The 18647-nt window shown below is 60.4% G+C and carries 13 protein-coding genes; 6 read left to right on the top strand and 7 right to left on the bottom strand.

What is annotated here, in order from left to right:
* Window positions 1–148: 148 nt before the first annotated feature.
* Together msub_RS09665 and msub_RS09660 are read left to right on the top strand one after the other, a co-directional pair.
* A complete protein-coding gene (locus tag msub_RS09665) occupies window positions 149–715 on the top strand; it encodes a BLUF domain-containing protein (protein WP_048495820.1) in 567 nt (188 codons plus the stop codon).
* 146 nt (window positions 716–861) lie between these two features.
* Window positions 862–1842: an NADPH:quinone oxidoreductase family protein gene (locus msub_RS09660; protein ID WP_048495819.1), complete on the top strand. Its 981-nt coding sequence runs from the start codon at window positions 862–864 to the stop codon at window positions 1840–1842.
* Window positions 1843–2205: 363 nt separating this feature from the next.
* Here the strand turns inward: msub_RS09660 and msub_RS09655 are convergent, their stop codons facing one another.
* The 7 genes from msub_RS09655 to msub_RS09625 form a co-directional block, all read right to left on the bottom strand.
* Complete coding sequence (locus msub_RS09655; RefSeq protein ID WP_048495818.1) at window positions 2206–4035, bottom strand: long-chain-acyl-CoA synthetase; 1830 nt, start codon at window positions 4033–4035, stop codon at window positions 2206–2208.
* A gap of 18 nt (window positions 4036–4053) precedes the next feature.
* The gene (locus msub_RS09650) at window positions 4054–6030 is read right to left on the bottom strand and encodes an acetyl/propionyl/methylcrotonyl-CoA carboxylase subunit alpha (RefSeq protein WP_048495817.1); all 1977 of its coding nucleotides are present in this window, start codon (window positions 6028–6030) and stop codon (window positions 4054–4056) included.
* A 155-nt stretch (window positions 6031–6185) separates the two neighbouring features.
* Window positions 6186–7007: an enoyl-CoA hydratase/isomerase family protein gene (locus tag msub_RS09645; RefSeq protein WP_048495816.1), complete on the bottom strand. Its 822-nt coding sequence runs from the start codon at window positions 7005–7007 to the stop codon at window positions 6186–6188.
* A gap of 235 nt (window positions 7008–7242) precedes the next feature.
* Window positions 7243–8403, bottom strand: coding sequence for a citronellyl-CoA dehydrogenase (gene atuD, locus msub_RS09640; protein WP_048495815.1), 1161 nt, complete (start codon window positions 8401–8403; stop codon window positions 7243–7245).
* Window positions 8404–8943: 540 nt separating this feature from the next.
* On the bottom strand, window positions 8944–10560 hold the full coding sequence (locus msub_RS09635) for an acyl-CoA carboxylase subunit beta (RefSeq protein WP_048495814.1): 1617 nt from the start codon (window positions 10558–10560) through the stop codon (window positions 8944–8946).
* Between the two features lie 10 nt (window positions 10561–10570).
* Entirely contained in the window at window positions 10571–11437 is an 867-nt protein-coding gene (locus msub_RS09630; RefSeq protein ID WP_048495813.1) for an SDR family oxidoreductase, read from the bottom strand.
* A 149-nt stretch (window positions 11438–11586) separates the two neighbouring features.
* On the bottom strand, window positions 11587–13383 hold the full coding sequence (locus msub_RS09625) for an acyclic terpene utilization AtuA family protein (RefSeq protein ID WP_048495812.1): 1797 nt from the start codon (window positions 13381–13383) through the stop codon (window positions 11587–11589).
* Between the two features lie 149 nt (window positions 13384–13532).
* On the opposite strand from msub_RS09625, the gene msub_RS09620 reads away from it, so the two are divergent.
* The 4 genes from msub_RS09620 to msub_RS09605 all read left to right on the top strand — a co-directional run bounded on the left by msub_RS09620 (window position 13533) and on the right by msub_RS09605 (window position 18563).
* On the top strand, window positions 13533–14162 hold the full coding sequence (locus msub_RS09620; protein ID WP_048495811.1) for a TetR/AcrR family transcriptional regulator: 630 nt from the start codon (window positions 13533–13535) through the stop codon (window positions 14160–14162).
* A gap of 199 nt (window positions 14163–14361) precedes the next feature.
* Window positions 14362–15426, top strand: coding sequence for a hypothetical protein (locus msub_RS09615; RefSeq protein ID WP_048495810.1), 1065 nt, complete (start codon window positions 14362–14364; stop codon window positions 15424–15426).
* A 59-nt stretch (window positions 15427–15485) separates the two neighbouring features.
* Window positions 15486–16496 carry a putative solute-binding protein gene (locus msub_RS09610; RefSeq protein WP_048495809.1) on the top strand — a complete coding sequence of 337 codons (1011 nt, stop codon included), beginning with the start codon at window positions 15486–15488 and terminating at the stop codon, window positions 16494–16496.
* Window positions 16497–16511: 15 nt separating this feature from the next.
* Entirely contained in the window at window positions 16512–18563 is a 2052-nt protein-coding gene (locus msub_RS09605; protein WP_048495808.1) for a TRAP transporter large permease subunit, read from the top strand.
* Window positions 18564–18647 lie beyond the last annotated feature (84 nt).

Below are 18647 nucleotides of genomic sequence, written 5' to 3'. Positions count from 1 at the left end.
CGCGCGCGCAGAATAGCGGAAAATGCGCGTGAGTTCATCTCCATGGCGCGGCATGTGGAGCCTGTAATCGGTGCAACTGTGATCCACAACGACACATCTGGACGTATCTTGCATTCCGCTTACCTTTATCCTGTTGTACGGAGTTGTTATGTCCCTGATGCGTCTGGCCTATGCCAGTGAAGCCACATTCGAAGCCAAACCGGTGGAAAAAGGTGTTGAGCCCCACGTTGCCCGGATCCTGATGACCTCCCGAAAGAATAATGCCAGAGGAAAACTGGTGGGCGGGCTGTATTACGGCAACAACCGGTTCTTCCAGTATCTGGAGGGGGACGAAGACGAGGTAAGGAAGACCTACGACCGGATACTGCAGGATGACCGGCACCGCAATGTTGTGACCCTGATTGAGGAGCCCGTTGCTGACCGTACCTTCAGCAACTGGTCAATGAAGTACGTGCCGCTCTCCAGGGACGTGCAGCGGTTTCTGGAGTCGCAGGGGCTGCAGAGATTCGAACCGGCGTCCTTCACGTCGGCCCAATGCGAGCAGATGATCGAGCTTATCCGCAACTCCAGCCATGACCAGAAACTGGTCAATCATGACGAGGCCAGAACCGTGCGCGAGACGCCTCAGGCCTTCTCCCCGGGTTTGAAGGCGGGGCTGATTGTCGCCGGCCTGTGTCTTCTGGGCGCGCTTTTTTTCGCCGGTTCCATGCTCTGATCGCGTTGCCAGCGAAAATAAGCAGGGCTGATGGGGCTCGATAAGAGAACTTTATTTGCTTCATGCCGGGACTCTGTTTAGCTTGACGGGTATCAAAAAGCAGGTAATCAACGCCTGGAACCCGATCAGACATAAATGGAGCGAGCATGAAAGCCATACTCTGCAAGGAATACGGCCCGGCCGAAAAGCTGGTGATTGAGGAAGTCCCCAGCCCGGACGTTAAAGGACGCGGCGTAAAGGTTCGTGTCAGGGCCGCCGGCCTGAACTTTCCGGATACCCTGATCATCGAAGGCAAGTACCAGCTCAAACCCAACATGCCGTTTTCCCCGGGCGGCGAGATGTCCGGTGAAGTGATCGGTGTGGGTGAGAAAGTGACCCGCTTCAAAGTGGGCGACCGTGTGGCCGGCCTGACCGGATACGGAGCTTTTGCCGAAGAGGTGGTTGTTCCCGAGCAGAACCTGCTGCCCGTCCCCGAAGGAATGTCCGATGAAAAGGCTGCGGCCTTTACCATGGTTTACGCCACCTCTTATTACGCGCTCAAGCAGCGCGCAAAGCTTCAGCCCGGCGAGACATTGCTGGTGCTTGGTGCCAGTGGCGGCGTCGGCCTGGCCACGGTTGAACTGGGCAAGGCCATGGGCGCGACCGTCATTGCCGCCGCCAGTTCCGCTGAAAAACTCGCTGTCGCCAGGGCGGCGGGCGCCGATGAGCTGATTAACTACTCCGAAGAACCTCTGAAAGACGCCGTCAAAAAGCTCACCCACAGTAAGGGCGTGGATGTGATCTACGATCCCGTGGGCGGTGATTTCACCGAACAGGCCCTGCGCGCCATGGCGTGGAACGGCCGGCACCTTATCGTGGGCTTTGCCGCTGGCGAGATTCCGAAAATTCCCGCAAACCTGACGTTACTTAAAGGCTGTTCGGTGGTTGGCGTATTCTGGGGCAGCTTCACCCAGCGCGAACCGGAGGCCAGTGCCCAGAACATGATGGAGCTGATGAAGCTCTACGCCGAAGGCAAGATTGACCCGCAAATCAGCGCGGTCTTCGAGTTTGAAGACTACGCCAAGGCCCTGGGGGCGCTGACTGAGCGGCGGGCTACCGGAAAGGTAGTTCTTAAAGTCGGCTCCTGAGCTTTAACCCAGCCTGCAAGGCCTGGTGGCAACGCCATGTCGGGCAGGCCTTCCCAAAAACCGCTACGAGCACGTCCATGTGCGCTTGTTTCCGGCCATCCATGGCCTCCAACATTTTTGGGAAGGCCTGCCCGACACGGCGTACCGGAGCTCCGGGTATACGAAGAGTTGTGGGCCTGATTTCACCTCGATATATCTGAGTTTTCTGAACGCATTGGTTGTAACCCCCTCCCAAAAATGTGCGGAGCCATGGATGGCGGAGCCAAGCGCACATGGATGTGCTTGTAGCGTTTTTTGGGAGGGGGTTACCACCAATGCAGTCCCCCGTATTTGTCAGGCTAGGGCCAAACAAACCGGCCAATATCAAAAGCTGACCTTCCCACTATCAATCTCCGCAACCAGCCCCGGTGTCAGCAGGGTATAGCCATCAGTACGAGGCAGCCAGGCATAAACTTTTTCGCTGGAATGACCGAGTGAATAGCCCGCTTTCTGAATATCCACCTTCCGGTACTTGAACGTCCCCGTTTTCTCGATGGCGTGGGTTACCCGGACGAACACCGGAATAGCATAGGCCGGCAGGTTGTCCTGGAGGTAGGCGAACAGTCTGTTAACGTCGAACTCACGGCCATTGCTGTGGGGCACCAGGGTCACCATCCCGGCCTTGCCGTTGGTGCCGGGGATTTCGACGCCGTAGACGATGGCTTCCTCGACCAACCCGGAGCCGTCGAGGATGTTCTCCACTTCCGTCGTCGAGACGTTCTCGCCCTTCCAGCGGAAGGTATCCCCCATGCGATCCATGAACTGCAGGTGACCGCAGCCGATTTCCTTCAGTACATCGCCGGTGTTGAACCAGGCATCGCCTTTCTTGAAGGCATTGCGGAGGATGGATTTTTCCGTGGCTTCTTTCTGGGTGTAGCCCTCGAAGGACCACTTCTTGGTGATCTCGCCGATCAGCAGGCCAGGTTCGCCCCTGGCAACTTCCTTCATGAAACCCTTTTCGTTCCTTACCGGGTCCCTCGTGCCGTCATGGAATTTCACCAGTTTGTAAGGGGCGGTGGAGAAACCGACGGTGTTGTCCATGTTGAAGAAGTTGCTGAAGCCGATGTTGCCCTCGCTGGAGGCATAGAGTTCCGCCACGGTTTCAATGCCAAAGCGATCCTTGAATTCTCGCCAGATGGAGGAGCGCAGTCCGTTGCCGATCATTTTGGTCAGGCTGTGGTTCCGGTCCTGGGCGCCCGGCGGCTGGTTGAGCAGGTAGCGGCAGAGTTCGCCGACATAACCGAAGGCGGTGGCGTGGTAGTAGCGGATGTCGTCCCAGAAGGCGCTGGCGGAGAATTTTCGGCGCAGGGCAATGGCAGAGCCGCCGGCCAGCACGGAGCCCCAGCACACCAGCAGCGCGGTGCCATGGTACAGGGGCAGGGTGCAGTAGAGGACATCCTTCGGCTCCATCGCCAGCGACATCAGGCCGAACCCGCCGTAGGCCTTGATGAACTTGCGGTGGGAGCCCGGGGCCGCCTTGGGCAGGCCGGTGGTGCCGGAGGTGAACAGGTAGACGGCGGTGTCGCCCATTCTGGGTGGGTCACTCAGCGCCGGGTTGCCACTGTTGAAGGTGCTCACCCGCTCCGCCATGTTGGTGTAGCCATCCGGTGCATCGCCGAAGGCGTTCAGGGTGTTGGTGTCCGCCAGGAACTGGAAGGGGTGCGGATGCTCGGTCCTGAGCCCTGCCTTGATGCCGTCGAAGGCCTCGACCAGTTCCTCGCCGACAACCACCATTTTCGGTTCAATCAGGTGAATGCTGTGTTCGAGTACCTTGCCTTTCTGGGAGGTGTTGAGCATGGCGCAGGCCACGCCCAGTTTGGCGGCGCCCGCTACGACGGCGAGAAGCTCCGGGCGGTTCTCCAGAAACACGGCAATGGCGTCGCCTTTGGTGAGCCCCTGGGCCTGCAGATAGTAAGCGATGCGGTTGGCCCAGCCGTTGAATTCCTGCCAGGTGACAGAACGGTCCTCAAAAAGAACGGCGGGCCGGCTGCCAACATTCCGGGCGTTGTTCTCAATGAGCGTTCCGAGGGTCAGTTCCAGGTTCTCGTTTTTCAGCGAATAGTAGTACAGGCCCCGGGTAATGGCCGGCAGGCGCCGGATGACACGGGGCAGGCTGCGGGCTATGTCCAGTACGGATACGTTGTCTTGGTTCATGAGGGTTCCTTGCCCGGCTCAGGGTTTCGCGGTGCTCTCCCGTTCGGCATTCTGGTCCGCAGTGATTTCCACCAGCAACTGGCTGCGTTTTACCTGGTCACCCTTGCGGGCATGGACCTCGCCGACGATGCCGTCGCGGTCTGCCTTCACCGGATGCTCCATTTTCATGGCTTCCAGAATCACCAGCGTATCGCCCTGGCGAACACTGTGGCCGGCCTCGACCAGTACATCAATAATGGCGCCATCCATGGTTGCCTGGATGCGACCGCTGCCAACGCCTTTGGGGCCGGTTGCCGGCTGGTGGGTAATGTCCCGCACCGACCAGGACTGCCCGAACGCCTGCAAATATAGGGAATTGCCCTGGCGATGGTATTGGCAAGTCTGACGAACCCCGTTGTCGATAATGCACAAAAGACCATCGCGCTGGCTTACCAGCTCCAGGGTGTGCCGGACTTCGCCCATGCTGACCGACAGCCGGTTGCCGCTGCGGGTGACCAGTAACTCAACGGTGCTGTCGCCGGTTGCCAGCTTGATTGGCGTCATGGTAGCCGGGGCATTGCTCCAGGCGCTCTGGCCTGACATGCCATGGTCGAGCACGCAGGCGGCCAGGGCCAGCTGGCGAATGTCCAGAGTCTGGGGCTGCAGGGAGGGATCATCGCTGAACGCCTGCTGCAGGAAGGCGGTGGTGGCCTCGCCGGCACCGAAGGTCTCATTGGCGATGATCCGGCTCAGGAAATGGCGGTTGGTGGTGACGCCGAATATGGTGGTGTCCTCCAGGGCCCGGATCAGCCGGCGCCGGGCTTCATCGCGGTTCCGGCCCCAGGCAATGACTTTTGCCAGCATGGGGTCGTAGTGGGGTGTGATGGCGTCTCCGGAACGTACCCCGGTATCAAATCGCAGGCCTTCGCCCGCGGCCGGCTTGAATTCGAGCAATGGGCCCGTCTGGGGCGTGAAGCCGTGGGCAGGGTCTTCGGCATACAGCCGTACCTCGATGGCATGGCCGTTCAGGTGGATATCGTCCTGGGCCAGGGGCAAAGGGAGTCCTTCGGCGACCCTGAGCTGCCAGGCGACCAGATCCTGGCCGGTAATCAGCTCGGTGACCGGATGTTCCACCTGCAGGCGGGTGTTCATTTCCAGGAAATAGAAATTCCGGTGTTTGTCGACCAGAAACTCGACGGTGCCGGCACCCTCGTAATTGCAGGCCAGCGCCGCTTTGACCGCGGCCTCGCCCATGGCCTGGCGCAGTTCCGGTGTTACAAAGGGGGAGGGCGCTTCCTCGACTACTTTCTGGTGCCGGCGCTGCACGGAGCAGTCCCGCTCGCCCAGGTACACGGCGTTACCTTGGCTGTCGGCGAACACCTGGATTTCCACGTGGCGGGGCTCGATCACGGCCTTCTCGAGGATCAGTTCGTCGTCGCCGAAGGCCTGTTTCGACTCGGAGCGGGCCCGTTTGATGTTTTCGGCCAGTTCGGATTCACTCTCAACCAGTCGCATGCCGCGGCCACCGCCGCCGGCGGAGGCTTTGATCATCAGGGGGTAGCCGATGTCTTTGGCTGCGATGATGAGTTCATCGTCACTGGCGTTGTTGCCTTCGTAGCCGGGCACCACGGGCACACCGGCTTCCTGCATGGCGATTTTGGATCGCCGCTTGCTGCCCATCAGTTCGATGGCAGCTGCTGGCGGGCCAACGAAGACCAGGCCGGCTTCTTTGCAGGCAGTGGCGAAGGCAGCATTCTCGGAGAGGAAGCCGTAACCCGGGTGGATGCAGTCGGCGCCGGTTCTGCGGGCGGCGTCGAGGATGGCGTCGCTGTTCAGGTAGGAGGCGGATACTTGTGCCGGGCCGATGCAGACGGCTTCGTCGGCCATTTCCACATGCACGGCTTTGGCGTCAGCCTCGGAGTAGACAGCCACGGTGCGGTAACCCAGGGCTTTCGCGGTGCGGATGACCCGGACGGCGATTTCGCCTCGGTTGGCTATTAACAGTTTTCTTAACATGGTGCTGGTCTCATCTATTGGTGCCAGTCCGCGAGCGGCTGTGGGGTGGCTTTCAGGAAACCGCTACGAGCACATCCATGTGCGCTTGGCGTCGGCCATCCATGGCCGCCGACATTTCCTGAAAGCCACCCCACACCCACTCGCTCCCCCGTAATTCAGTCGTTGGATTCTGCCCAGGCTGGTGGGCGTTTCTGCATGAAGGCCATGGTGCCCTCGGTTCCTTCGCTGCCCCGAATAGCTTCCGCAAATTTCTCAGCCGCGCTGTCAAGCAGACCGCTCATCGGCTCATGGCCAACCCGATGCAGCAACGCCTTGGTTTCAGCGGTGGCAATCGGTGCGCACTGGCGAACTCGATCCAGAGCGCCAGCCAGCATCTCTTCCAGTTCAGCATTCGAAGTTGCCGTCTGGTGGACGATTCCAAGACTGCAAGCCTCGTTCGCATCGATTCTCAAACCGAGCAAAGCCAGCCGCCGGGCCTGTGTGAGGCCGATCCGTTCAACCACAAACGGCGCAATCTGGGCGGGAATGACGCCGAGGGAGGTTTCCGGCATGCCGAATTTTGCTGATGGTCCGGCGATGGCGATGTCGGAGACGCAGGCCAGGCCGAAGCCACCGCCCATGACCGCGCCTTCTGTAACCGCGATGACCACTTTCGAGGATTCGTTGACCTGTTGGATCATCTGGCCGAAGGCCCGGTTCAGGCGGTAGAACGGATCGGCCTCGCCTTCGGCCGCTTTCTGTCCCCGGGCACCGGCCATGTCTTTGATATCACCGCCGGCGCAGAAGTGACCACCGGCGCCACGGATCACGACGGTGCGGATGTGAAGATCTTCTTGGATCTGGGAGAAGACCGTGGAAAGTTCCGCCACCATCTGCAGGCTCATGGCGTTTCGAACGTCCGGACGGTTGATGGTGATAAACAGGGTAGGGCCCTGTTTTTCCAGAAGCAGTGTTTCGCAATGTGGTAGCTGGTCCATACATAACTCCAGTCTTCAGGTATGGAGCCATCAGGCTTTCAGAGCCTGTCGGTCCGTAGGTCGGATTAGCCAAAGGCGTAATCCGACAAACCAAGTTCGGGGTCGGTGGCCCGGTAGTTCTGTCCAGGACCGTTGAGGGCCAGGGATGGCCCGATCGAGCCCTGCACGGATGTACTTGCGGGCGTGTCCTGGACAGAACTACCGGGCCACCGGCCATGCACCAAAGCCTGACCCCTCAGTCGCGCTTCTTGCCCGGCAAGATCCCCATCATCTTGCAGATAATCCCGAGCATGATTTCATCGGCACCACCGCCGATGGACACCAGCCGCACATCCCGGTGTGCCCGGGAAATCGGGTTATCCCACATGTAACCGTTGCCGCCCCAGTACTGCAGGCAGCTGTCCGTAACCTCGCGCCCCAGGCGCCCGGCCTTGAGCTTGGCCATGGACGCCAGACGGGTCACATCCTTACCCTCAACGTGCAGCTCACAGGCCTGGTAGGTGAGGGCTCGGAGGGCCTCGACCTCGGTTTGCAGTTCTGCCAGGCGGAAGTGAATGACCTGGTTGTCGATCAGCGGCTGACCGAAGGTCTTGCGCTCGCGGCAGTATTCGATGGTTTTGGTAATGCAGTTTTCCAGTGCCTTGATTACGTTGGCGGCACCCCAGAGGCGCTCCTCCTGGAACTGCAGCATCTGCATCATGAAACCGGTGCCTTCGGCGCCGATGCGATAACGCTGCGGCACGCGCACGTCGTCAAAGAAAATCTGCGCGGTTTCCGAGGAACGCATACCCAGTTTGTTCAAATGCGGGCTGAAGGAAATGCCCGGTGTTTTGGTGGGAACCACGATCAGGGATTTGTTCTTGTGGGGCTTGTCGTCCGAGGTGTTGGCCAGCAGGCAGATGAAGTCGGATTTGGGGCTGTTGGTGATCCACATCTTGGAGCCGTTGATGATGTAGTCGTCACCGTCTTTCCTGGCGGTCGTTTTCATCCCCGCCACATCGGAACCCGCGCCAACCTCGCTGACGCCAATGCATCCCACCATGTCGCCGGCAATGGCCGGGGCCAGGAAGCTGCGTTTGAGTTCATCGGAACCAAACCGGGAAATGGCCGGGGTACACATATCGGTCTGCACCCCGATGGCCAGCGGAACACCGCCACAATGAGCCATGCCCAGTTCTTCCGCCGCCACCAGGTTGTAGCTGTAATCCAGCCCCATACCGCCGTATTCTTCCGGTTTCTGGATGCCCAGGATTCCCAGGTTGCCGAGCTTCTTGAACAGCTCATGAATGGGGAACTCCCCGGCGGCTTCCCATTCGTCGCAGTGCGGGTTGATTTCCTTCTCCACGAAATCGCGGACGGTTTTTCGAAGGGCTTCGTGTTCGGGTGTGAATTTCACGTTCTTGTTCTCCTTGTTAAGAAAGTTCGTGCCTACGTGCTGTTAGAGCACGTTCGCTAATCTGGTCAGCGAGAGCGGGGGCAGGCTTTCAGAAAACCGCTACGAGCACATCCATGTGCGCTTGTTTCGGGCCATCCTTGGCCCTCTACATTTTCTGAAAGCCTGCCCCCGCTCTCGCTGCTGTCTGCAAGTTTGTTGCTACCTGCTGACAGTTTTGTTGTCTCTGTAGGTCGGATTAGCCGAAGGCGTAATCCGACAGATTGGCGGAGTGCCCTGGCATTTTTGTCGGATTACGCCTTTGGCAAATCCGACCTACGTGTTTGTTCTCTTGATTAGTGGAAAAGCTTTCTCTCTTAAAACGATAACTCGTGGTCGACCAGAACCGGGGCGGAGGGCTTCCCAAAAACGTGGAGCGCCAGGGATGGCGCGACCGAGCCCTACAGGGACGTATTTACGGGCGTTTTTTGGGAAGCCCTCCGCCCCGGTTCCAGCCCCAAAGCTCGAAGGCCAAGAGGCGGGCCCCACCCAAGCCGAAAAGGCCTACAAGCGGGCCACCCCAAACGTATTAGGCCGCAACTGCCGAGCCTCGGCCTCGCGGCAAACGTCGAGAACCAGAGCCAGAACCCGCCGGGTATCCCGCGGATCAATCAGCCCGTCATCCCACAACCGGGCTGTTCCAAACAGCGCCGTAGAGCCTTCCTCCAGTTTCTTGGCCGTCGCCTGTTCCAGAAAGTCCAGTGTCTTCGGATCCGGCTCCACGCCGCCGCGGCGTTGCTTGTCCTCCGCCACAATGCGCATCACCTTGCCCGCCTGTGCCGGGCCCATGACCGCCGTTCGGCTGTTGGGCCAGGCGAAGATGAACCTTGGGTCCAGCCCCCGCCCGCACATGGCGTAGTTACCTGCACCATAGGAACCGCCGATCACAATTGCGACCTTTGGCACCCGACAATTGGCCACGGCCTGGATCATCTTCGAGCCGTGTTTGATGATGCCGTTCTGCTCTGAGTGGGTGCCCACCATGAAACCGGTGGTGTTGTGCAGGAACAGCAGGGGCGTGCCCGCCTGGTCACAGAGCTGGATAAACTGGGCGGCCTTGGCGGAGCCTGCCGGTGTGATCGGGCCGTTGTTGCCGATGATGCCAACCGAGTGGCCTTCGATCCGGATGGTGCCGCACACCGTCTGGTCGTCAAACTCGTTCTTGAAGTCCATGAACTTTGAGCTGTCGGCGATACGGGCCAGAATTTCCCGAACGTCGTAGGGTTTCCTGGCATCTGCCGGGATCACGCCCAGCAGTTCGTCAGCCGGGTAGAGCGGCTCCTCCCATTGAAGCTCGCGCCGGGGCGGCAGTTGCTCGTTCCAGGGCAGGGCCTCGAGGATGTTTCTTGCCTGGCGGATGCCGTCGGAGTCGTCTTCGGCCAGATACTCCGCTGTCCCTGCCACCGTGGCATGCATCTCCGCGCCGCCGAGTTCTTCGTCGGTGGCAATTTCGCCGGTGGCAGCCTTCAGCAATGGCGGGCCGGCGAGGAACATCTTGGCTTGCTCGCGCACCACGATTACATAATCGGACAGGCCTGGCTGGTAGGCACCGCCTGCCGTGGCGTTGCCGTGGACCACCGTGACCTGGGGAATGCCGGCAGCGGACATCCTGGCCTGGTTGGCAAAGCCCCGGGCGCCCAGCACAAAAATGTCGGTTGCATAATTCAGGTTGGCGCCGCCGCTCTCGGAGAGGGATACAACCGGCAGCTTGTTTTCCATGGCGATCTGCTGCAGCCGCAGGGTCTTGTCCAGACCGGCTGGGGTAATGGTGCCGCCCTTGATGGCGCTGTTGCTGGCAACGATCAGGCAACGGATGCCACTGACATAACCAATGCCGGCGATAATCCCGCCGCCGGCCTGGCTGCCGTCCTTGTCGTCGTGCATCTTGTAGCCGGCCAGGGAGCAGAGCTCCAGGAAGGGCATGCCGCGATCCAGCAACCGGTTGATCCGATCCCGGGGCAACAGCTTGCCCCGCTTGGTGAATTTCTCCCGGGCGGCCTCTGCCAGATCCAGCACCTTCTGTTCAACGTCCCGGAACGTCGTGATGTGGGCTTCCATGGCTTCAGCGTTGTTGCCAAAGTCTGCGGACTGGGAGCTGACGGTGGATTCAAGTACCTGCATGTGCGGCTCCTCAGTCGTCGCTCAGAACTTTCGGGGTTATGGCCCGGTGAAAGCCGTTGTAGGGCTCGTTGTTCCTGGCCTTCGGCAACGGCCAGACCCGACCACCCTGGGAGGCGCCGCCGTCGATTCGCAGGCAGTCGCCGCTGATAAACGCCGCCCCCGGACTGAGCAGAAAGCAGATGGCCGAGCTGACTTCGGATTCGGTACCCATCCGCTTGATGGGCACGTTATCGCCAAGGCTGCGGATCCACTGCTTCATGTGTTCCGGGTAGTTATCCATGCCACTGGAGGCAATCCAGCCCGGAGCAACTGCGTTCACCCGAACGCCGGAAGCGCCCCATTCAACGGCGGCTGTCTGGGTAAAGTTCACCATTCCCGCCCGGGCGGCGCCCGAGTGCCCCATGCCCGGCATGCCGCCCCACATATCGGCCACGATATTGACGATGGCACCCCCGGTTTTCGACAGTGCCTGCGTGTAGGCTTCCCGAGCCATCAGAAAGCCGCCGGTCAGATTGGTGCGGACGACGGTCTCCCAGCCCTTCTGATTAATCCCGGTCAGTGGTGCCTGAAACTGGCCACCGGCGTTGTTCACCAAACCATTCAGGCCGCCATGTTCGGCAATAATCGCCTTGACGGTGGCTTTCACAGATTCCTCTTCCCGGATATCGCAGACATGAGCCGAGGCAACGCCTCCGTCTTCGGTGATCTCTGCTTTTACAGACTCCACTTTCTCGGCCTTACGGCCCACCAGGGCAACCCGCGCACCCAGGGCCGCAAGTTCATGGGCCGTACACCGGCCGATGCCGGAACCACCGCCGGTGACAATAAATACATGGCCTTTAAACAAGTCCGGACGAAAAACAGATTGATAGCTCATTTCTGGATGACCCTTATCGAAGTTCGGGCGCTGAGGCAGGTAAGGCTTTCCGGAACTGTGCGCAGCAGGGATGCTGCGCTCAAGCGTACAGGGACGTATTGACAGCGTGTTTCGGAAAGCCTTACCTGCCTCAGTGCATGCTCCATTGTTTACTTGTTGATGACCTTTGCAGAAACCGGGACCGGAAACTCCAATAGTTGCTGGGCAAACGCCTTCCCCTGGGGATCAATCCGCAGGCTGGCCACACCGCCGCCGCCAAGGCTGTGCTCCAGCAGAAAATTGATCGCCTGCAATCCCGGCAAGGCCCAGCGAGTGACCCGGCCGGTTTCCGGATTCAGGGTATGGGCCATCCAGTCCGCAACCGCCGCCTCGGTCAGGGCTGCCTCGATAAACGGCAGATACTCCGGTTTTCGGGCAATCACGCCAATGTTGCTGTGGTCGCCCTTGTCGCCACTCCGGGCCCAGGCCAGTTCCACCAGCGGCACAGTGGTATCCGTAGCGCCTGTCGCGTGAGTGAACAATTGGGGCCGGAGGTCGCTACTATCGAAACCGCCGCCGGTCTCAACCTCAACGGTTTGCCGCTTGCCACCCAGGTCCACGGATACCTCGACTTCCGTTTTCGGCACCAGGCACGAATACAACCGGATCTTCGGCCACACCGTCGGCCGCCCCCCGACAATTCCGGTAATTCCCGGCGCCATACCCGTGGCCGCCTGGGCAATTTCCCGGGAAAACAGCACCAGGGCCTCTTTCTTGGGATGGGCCGTGCTGATCTTCACTACCACTTCCCGGCAGTCCTCGCCACGGCCGTGGGCGCCATAGGTGGTTTCAGTGCCCAGAAGCTCAATGCTGGTCTCACTGTAATCGGGCAGGCCACGCTCGCTGAAGATGCGTGAGGTCTTGGTCAGAATGGCCTGGGCGACTGTCTGTGCCTTGGCCCTTGCGTTCATGCCAGCCAGAAGGAAGGTGACCGTGCACTTGAACCCATCTGGCCAGGTGCCCGATACCTTGTAGCGGTCCGTGGGTGGAAGCCCTCGGGCGCCCCGAACCTTAACCCGATTGGTACCGGCTTCTTCCAGCTCAACGCCCGTGAAATCGCAGGTCACATCCGGGAGAAGGTAAGCCCGGGGGTCGCCAATCTCATAGACCAATTGCTCTGCCACGGTGCCGCGGCTGACCAGGCCGCCGGTATCGTCGGGTTTGGTGATGAAAAACCCGCCGTCGGCGCTGACTTCCGCGATGGGGAAGCCCATATCGGCGTAGCCGCCGGCCACGGCTTCCCAGTCTGTGAAGTTGCCACCGGTGGCCTGGGCACCGCACTCAAGCAGATGCCCGGCCAGGCTACCCTGGGCCAGCTTGTCGTAGTCTTGCCAGCTCCATCCGAATTCGTGCACCAAAGGCGCCAGCACCAGCGCGCTGTCGGCAACCCGGCCGGTAATCACAATATCGGCGCCCTGTTCCAGCGCCGCAACCAGGCCCGGCGCACCCAGGTAAGCGTTGAGGCTGACCATCATGGGTGGCATCGCCTGGCCGGAACTCATCTCCGTGATGCCCATATCGGCGAGCTTTTTCTTCTTCATCAGCAGATCGTCGCCCAGCACCAGGGCAATGTTCATCTCTACGCCTGCCTTTTCACAGAGGGCCTGGAGGGCATCGCGGCAGGCGACCGGATTCACGCCGCCCGCGTTGGCGAGCACCCGGATGCCTTTTTCCTTGAGGTCGCCCAGCAGGGGCCCCATGACCGTCTGCACGAAATCACGGGCGTAACCCTGGGTCGGGTCCTTCATTTTCTGGCCGGCCATGATGGACATGGTGATTTCGGCCAGATAATCCGCCACTAGATAATCAATCGTGCCCTGGCGTACCAGTTGCGCGGCGGCGGTTTCCGTATCGCCCCAGAATGCCGCGGAGCATCCGATGCGAACCGTTTTCGGGGAATCAGCCATGGTGTTCTGCCTTATCTGCGGTCGCCAACCCGGATCGATGTCGGAGTCTGGCGGAATTGCCTGATGATGAAACTGACAATACCAAGCAAGCGCTTGGTTTGTAAACAGGCAAGTTTGAGGTAGAATCAAGGGCCTCAAATGCCAACCGGATAGCGTTAGTGAGCCAGAACCAGATCCTCCAGTCCCTGATTGCCGAAAATCTCGTGTCCGACCCCAATGGCGCCCGTGGTCGCCTGCTTACCGAGGCGGCCCGGCTGTTCCGTGAGAAAGGCTATGAACGCACAACGGTGCGCGATCTGGCGGCGGCCGTCGGCATCCAGTCTGGCAGCCTGTTTCACCACTTCCGGACCAAGGAGGAAATCCTCAAGGCGGTGATGGTGGAAACCATCCGACTGAATACTGCGCTGATGCAGGCAGCCCTGGAAGCTGCCGATTCAATCCGGGACAAACTGCGTGGGTTGGTTCGTGCCGAGCTGGAGTCGATCAACGGCCAGACGGGCGAGGCCATGGCGGTGCTGGTGTTCGAATGGCGAAGCCTCTCGGCGGCCTCGCAGGCTGAGGTGCTGGAGCTGCGTGATATTTACGAAGCGCTCTGGCTGGAGGTGCTGGAAGCCCTGAAAAGTGAGGGTGCGCTGGAAGCCGATCCGTTCGTGGTGCGCCGGATGTTGACCGGTGCCCTGAGCTGGACCGTTACCTGGTACAACCCCGGGCGGGGCGGCCTCACACTGGACGGCCTGACCGACCAGGTGATGGCGATGATGGCTTTGAAGTCCGGATGAACGTTTTGGAAAAGTCCCTGTTTTAAATCAAATAAATCCCCTCTTACCGCTTTCCTCTATGGGCCATTGGCCTGATCGGCATAACCGGATCGGCATTCGAGCCATTTTTGTAGGACAGCTTTCGCCGCATTCTTGCACCCGTTGACAAAAATCGTTCGTTGGATCGGACCTACAAAAACAACGAAGTGCAGGGTGAATTATGATTTCCTTACTGCGAAGGCTCGCACCGCTCATGTCGGCGGTACGCCTCAAGGCTCTCTCACTGGGGGCCGTTGCTGCCCTTGCGGGCTGTTCGGCAAACCCCATTTACACCACCACCGGGGTTGTCCTCTCCGGTTATTCGAAGACCGAAGCCACGCCTTATGTCATGCAGATGTCAGACCCGCAAATGGCCTGCTCCCTGGGTGAGGGCGTCGACCCGTTGCTCTATTCCTTTTCCCGCGTTACCGATGCGCCCTACAGCACCGGATCGCTGCTGATGCTGCTGGCGGCCAACTGCATGGAATACCGGGCCTGGGAAGCCGAGCTGGCCTACCTCCGGGCAGATTTTGCAGGCCGGGTGCCGGCCGCCAAGGACGCCCGGGAAGAAGCCAAAAGACTCAACGCAAGGGTTGCCGAGCGCCGCTACCTGGCGTTTCAGCGGGCAATGGCAGCCTACGAGTTCGACCCGGCGGCGGAACCGTTGGCATGCCCCTTCCTGTTCAATGAGCAGGACGAGCTGACCTTTCTGCTGGGCCTGCTCACCGGTATGCAGGCCATTGTCAACGACGCCAACTCCGGCGCCCGGGCAGACATTCCCAAAAACATCGCCCCCCAGGCCGAACGCGCGGCCCGCTGTGTAGACAACGAAAAATGGGGTGGCCTGCCCAATGCCATCCGCGCACTGGTGTGGCTGCTGCTGCCAGACACCCGCCCGGCACTCTCGCCGGATCCGTGGGCTGTGCTCGAAAACAGTTCCGAGCTCGGCGTGCAGGCCGGCATCCGGGCCTCCATGGCGGTCGAGGCCGTGGCGGCTGAAACCTTTGGCCGGCCGGAGGTGCTCGCCGACGTTATTGCCCGGTTTGCCGAGGCCGAAGGCCGGATCGAGGTCTGGGACGAGTACCGCCTGGTGGATGAGGTGGCCGCCGGTGTTATCCGGTTCTCCTCCGACAAGTACTGGACCCGCCATTACGGCTACCGGACACCCCAGAGCTTTTTCGGCAGGATGACCCCGGAGCGCAACACCGAAAACGTAGAAACCATGAGCCTCGACGGCCTGCTCTAAGGCAGGCCGTGCAAACACTTCCCCGTTGATACAAAGACAACAATGACCCGGAGGTCGTTATGATCCGCAAGACCCTTTCCGCCGTGACCCTGGCTGCTGTTGCGCCCCTGGCCTCGGCGCAGGCCATCGAGATGTGCGTGTTCGATGTGATTGGCGCCAATGGTGACTTTTACAATTTCATGGAGGACTACGCCCTGGAGATGAAAGCCCATGGCGTGGATTTCCAGCTCAGGCCCTACACCGACGAAGGCGTGGCGATTGGTGACTTCAATGCCGGCCAGTGTGATGCCGTCGCCGCGACCGATCTCCGTACTCGGCCCTATAACCGGTTTACCGGCACCATCAGCGCCGTCGGGGCCATTCCCAGTTACGATAACCTCAAGACCCTGCTGGCCACCCTGGTCCAGCCCAAGGCCGCCCCCCTGATGAAAGAGAACGGCTACGAGGTGCTGGGTATTGTGCCGGTGGGTGCCGGTTACCTGTTCGTGAATGATCGCAGCATTGATACCGCCGGTGAACTGGCGGGCAAGCGGATGGCGACCCTGGACTACCAGAAGGATGCCATTCACATGGTGAACTATGTGAAGGCGACGGTGGTGCCCTCCGATATCACCAACTTTGCCGGCAAGTTCAACAACGGCTCGGTAGACACCGCCTACGCGCCGGCCTTCGCCTACCAGGCGCTGGAGCTGTACAAGGGGATTGGTGACAAGGGCGGTATTGTTGATTACCCGCTGGCCCAGTTGACGCTGCAGATTATTGCGAAAGATGAGGTGCTGGACGACGCCACTGCCCAGGAAGCCCGGGAAGTCGCCTGGAATATGTTTCCCCAGGCAATGGACCTGATCCGGGGGCAGGAGAATGCCATTCCCGAAGCGAAGTGGATCCGGATTCCCAAGAAGGATATCCAGGGCTACCAGGAAATGTTCCGCCAGAACCGGCTGGAAATGCGCGATGGCCTGAACGGTGCACCGGATGTCTACGACCCCAAGATGCTGGGCCTGCTGAGCAAGATTCGCTGCGCCAGCAACCCCTCAGCGTCTGAATGTACCGCTGAAAATCGCGAATAACAGGGCGGACGCTTGATGAACTGGCGAGCATTGACGGCCCCGGCGGCCCGCACACTCTACCCCGTGCACCGGTTGCACGGGGCGGTACTGTTGCTGCTTCTGCTTTTTACCCTTCTGCTGGGTATGGGGAATTCGCTGCACTCACGCCTGTTGTGGGTGGGCGAGCAAACCTGGCCGAACTATTACCTGCTGAACCCGAACGCCACCGAACCATCCTGTCAGCGGGATATCAACGTGGACGCCGAGGTGCGCAGGCGTATGGAGGCCTATAAGCCGGACCCCGATGCCCTGTTCAGTTCGCCTCCGGACCCTGGGGCCCTGCGCAGGTCCCTGCTGAAGAACCTGGAACTGTGCGAGCAGGAATACGCGATCTACCAGCAGAACCGGAAGCACGCCACGCCGGCCCTGGGCCTTTTCAAGACTGTGGAACAGGGCCTGGCCAGCTTCCTGCTGGACAACATCGAGCTGACCAAATATCTGTTCATCGCGATGTTTGCCATGGCGGCAGCCATAGCCGCGCTGGATGCCGACCATATAGCCTTGAGGCTGGCAAGAAACCGCTCCGAATGGCGCCTGAGCCAGGGTGCCCAGTTTCTGGTCAATGGCCTGATGGTCTGGTCGCTGAACAGTTACCTTGGCCGGTTGGCCACGACGCCGGGTGGAGCGGACACCGCCAGCCTGCAGGTGGCCTGGGCGGGGGTGTTTGGCCTGTTCATGGTGATCAATGCGGTGCGCTTCCTGTACGTTCCCGGGCGGGTGCGTGCCGGCAGTCTGTCGGCGTCGTCCGGGCTGGTGGTGCCGCTATATTGCGTCATGGGCCTGATCGCCATGAGTTACTTCTTCTTTGTTGACGGCTACTCATCAGGACTGGCGATCTATTTCGGCATGATGTCGAACCTGTCTTCCATGTTCATCAATATCGGCCTCTACGTGCTGGTGGGCATGATGCTCAAGCAGACCCGGCTGCCGGAACTGCTGCTGAACGTGATCAAGCCTTACCATCTGCCGGCGCCGATGCTGGCCTCGGTGATTATCTTTGCCACTGCCTTCCCGACGGCGTTTACCGGGGCGTCCGGCATTTTTATCCTGGCCGTTGGCGGTGTGGTGTACGACGAGCTGCGCCGGGCCGGAGCAGGTCGCCAGCTTGCGCTGGCGACCACTGCCATGTCGGGCAGCCTCGGGGTTGTGCTTAACCCCTGCCTGCTGATTGTCGTTGTCGCGGCGCTGAACAAGGAAGTGACCACCACTGAAATGTACGATTGGGGCTTCTGGGTCTTTATCCTGTCGGCACTGCTGTTCACGCTGGTGGTCTGCAAAACCGAAGGCAACTGGCGGCCCCGTCCGGCGCCGGGCGCTTTCCGGGCATCCCTGGCGCAGCTCCAACCGTTATTACCCTACGTGGGGGTGGCGGCCCTGGTAATCCTGGCGATCTGGTTCGTTCTGGGCCTGCAGTTCAATGAATATAGCGCACCCCTTATTCTGCCGTTGGTGATGCTGGCCCTGGTGTACCTGGATGCCAGCCCGGCCAATCGGGAGCCGGAAGAAAGCCGCAGAGCCGCGTTCTGGAACCGGAGTGCGGCGGCGGCCAGCGATTCTGCCGTTCATATAGGCGCACTGCTCGCCCTGATCGGGTTTTCCATTTGCCTTGGCGGCATTCTGGAGCGATCGGACATCGTGCATGCCCTGTTTCCGGAAAACCTGGCCAGCCCGTGGATTGCCATGCTGGTGATCGTGGTGATGCTCACGGTGATCGGCATGGTGATGGATCCGTTCGGAGCCGTCATTCTGGTTTCAGCCACCATTGCCCAGCCGGCGATCCAGTTGGGTATTGATCCGCTGCATTTCTGGATAGTCTGCCTGGTGGCGTTTGAGCTGGGCTACCTGAGCCCGCCGGTGGCGCTCAACCATCTGCTGACTCGCCAGGTGGTGGGTGAGACGGAAGTGCTGGCCGCCGAGCGCACCGGCTCCTTCTGGCATCGTTATCAGCGCCTGTTGCTGCCGCTGGCGGTGATGGGGCCAACGTTGCTGGCGGCGGCTTTTATACCCATGCTGTTCTACGCGTTGTAATCTGGCAGTGCTAGCCTGAAAGCCGCCTGAGGGTAACCTCCGGCGGCTTTTTTGCATCCGGCGGTCGGTTAACACACAGTAAAT

It is taken from the genome of Marinobacter subterrani, from assembly GCF_001045555.1.
GTDB classification, from domain to species: Bacteria; Pseudomonadota; Gammaproteobacteria; order Pseudomonadales; family Oleiphilaceae; genus Marinobacter; species Marinobacter subterrani.
Note: the sequence above shows the minus strand (reverse complement) of the source record. Positions and strands in the feature narration are given on the sequence as shown.

Bases quoted from the DNA above. Each gene is read 5' to 3' on its own strand.
- msub_RS09665 (WP_048495820.1), top strand. From the start codon at position 149: ATGTCCCTGATGCGTCTGGCCTATGCCAGTGAAGCCACATTCGAAGCC.
- msub_RS09660 (WP_048495819.1), top strand. From the start codon at position 862: ATGAAAGCCATACTCTGCAAGGAATACGGCCCGGCCGAAAAGCTGGTG.
- msub_RS09655 (WP_048495818.1), bottom strand. From the start codon at position 4,035: ATGAACCAAGACAACGTATCCGTACTGGACATAGCCCGCAGCCTGCCC.
- msub_RS09650 (WP_048495817.1), bottom strand. From the start codon at position 6,030: ATGTTAAGAAAACTGTTAATAGCCAACCGAGGCGAAATCGCCGTCCGG.
- msub_RS09645 (WP_048495816.1), bottom strand. From the start codon at position 7,007: ATGGACCAGCTACCACATTGCGAAACACTGCTTCTGGAAAAACAGGGC.
- msub_RS09635 (WP_048495814.1), bottom strand. From the start codon at position 10,560: ATGCAGGTACTTGAATCCACCGTCAGCTCCCAGTCCGCAGACTTTGGC.
- msub_RS09630 (WP_048495813.1), bottom strand. From the start codon at position 11,437: ATGAGCTATCAATCTGTTTTTCGTCCGGACTTGTTTAAAGGCCATGTA.
- msub_RS09625 (WP_048495812.1), bottom strand. From the start codon at position 13,383: ATGGCTGATTCCCCGAAAACGGTTCGCATCGGATGCTCCGCGGCATTC.
- msub_RS09615 (WP_048495810.1), top strand. From the start codon at position 14,362: ATGATTTCCTTACTGCGAAGGCTCGCACCGCTCATGTCGGCGGTACGC.
- msub_RS09610 (WP_048495809.1), top strand. From the start codon at position 15,486: ATGATCCGCAAGACCCTTTCCGCCGTGACCCTGGCTGCTGTTGCGCCC.
- msub_RS09605 (WP_048495808.1), top strand. From the start codon at position 16,512: ATGAACTGGCGAGCATTGACGGCCCCGGCGGCCCGCACACTCTACCCC.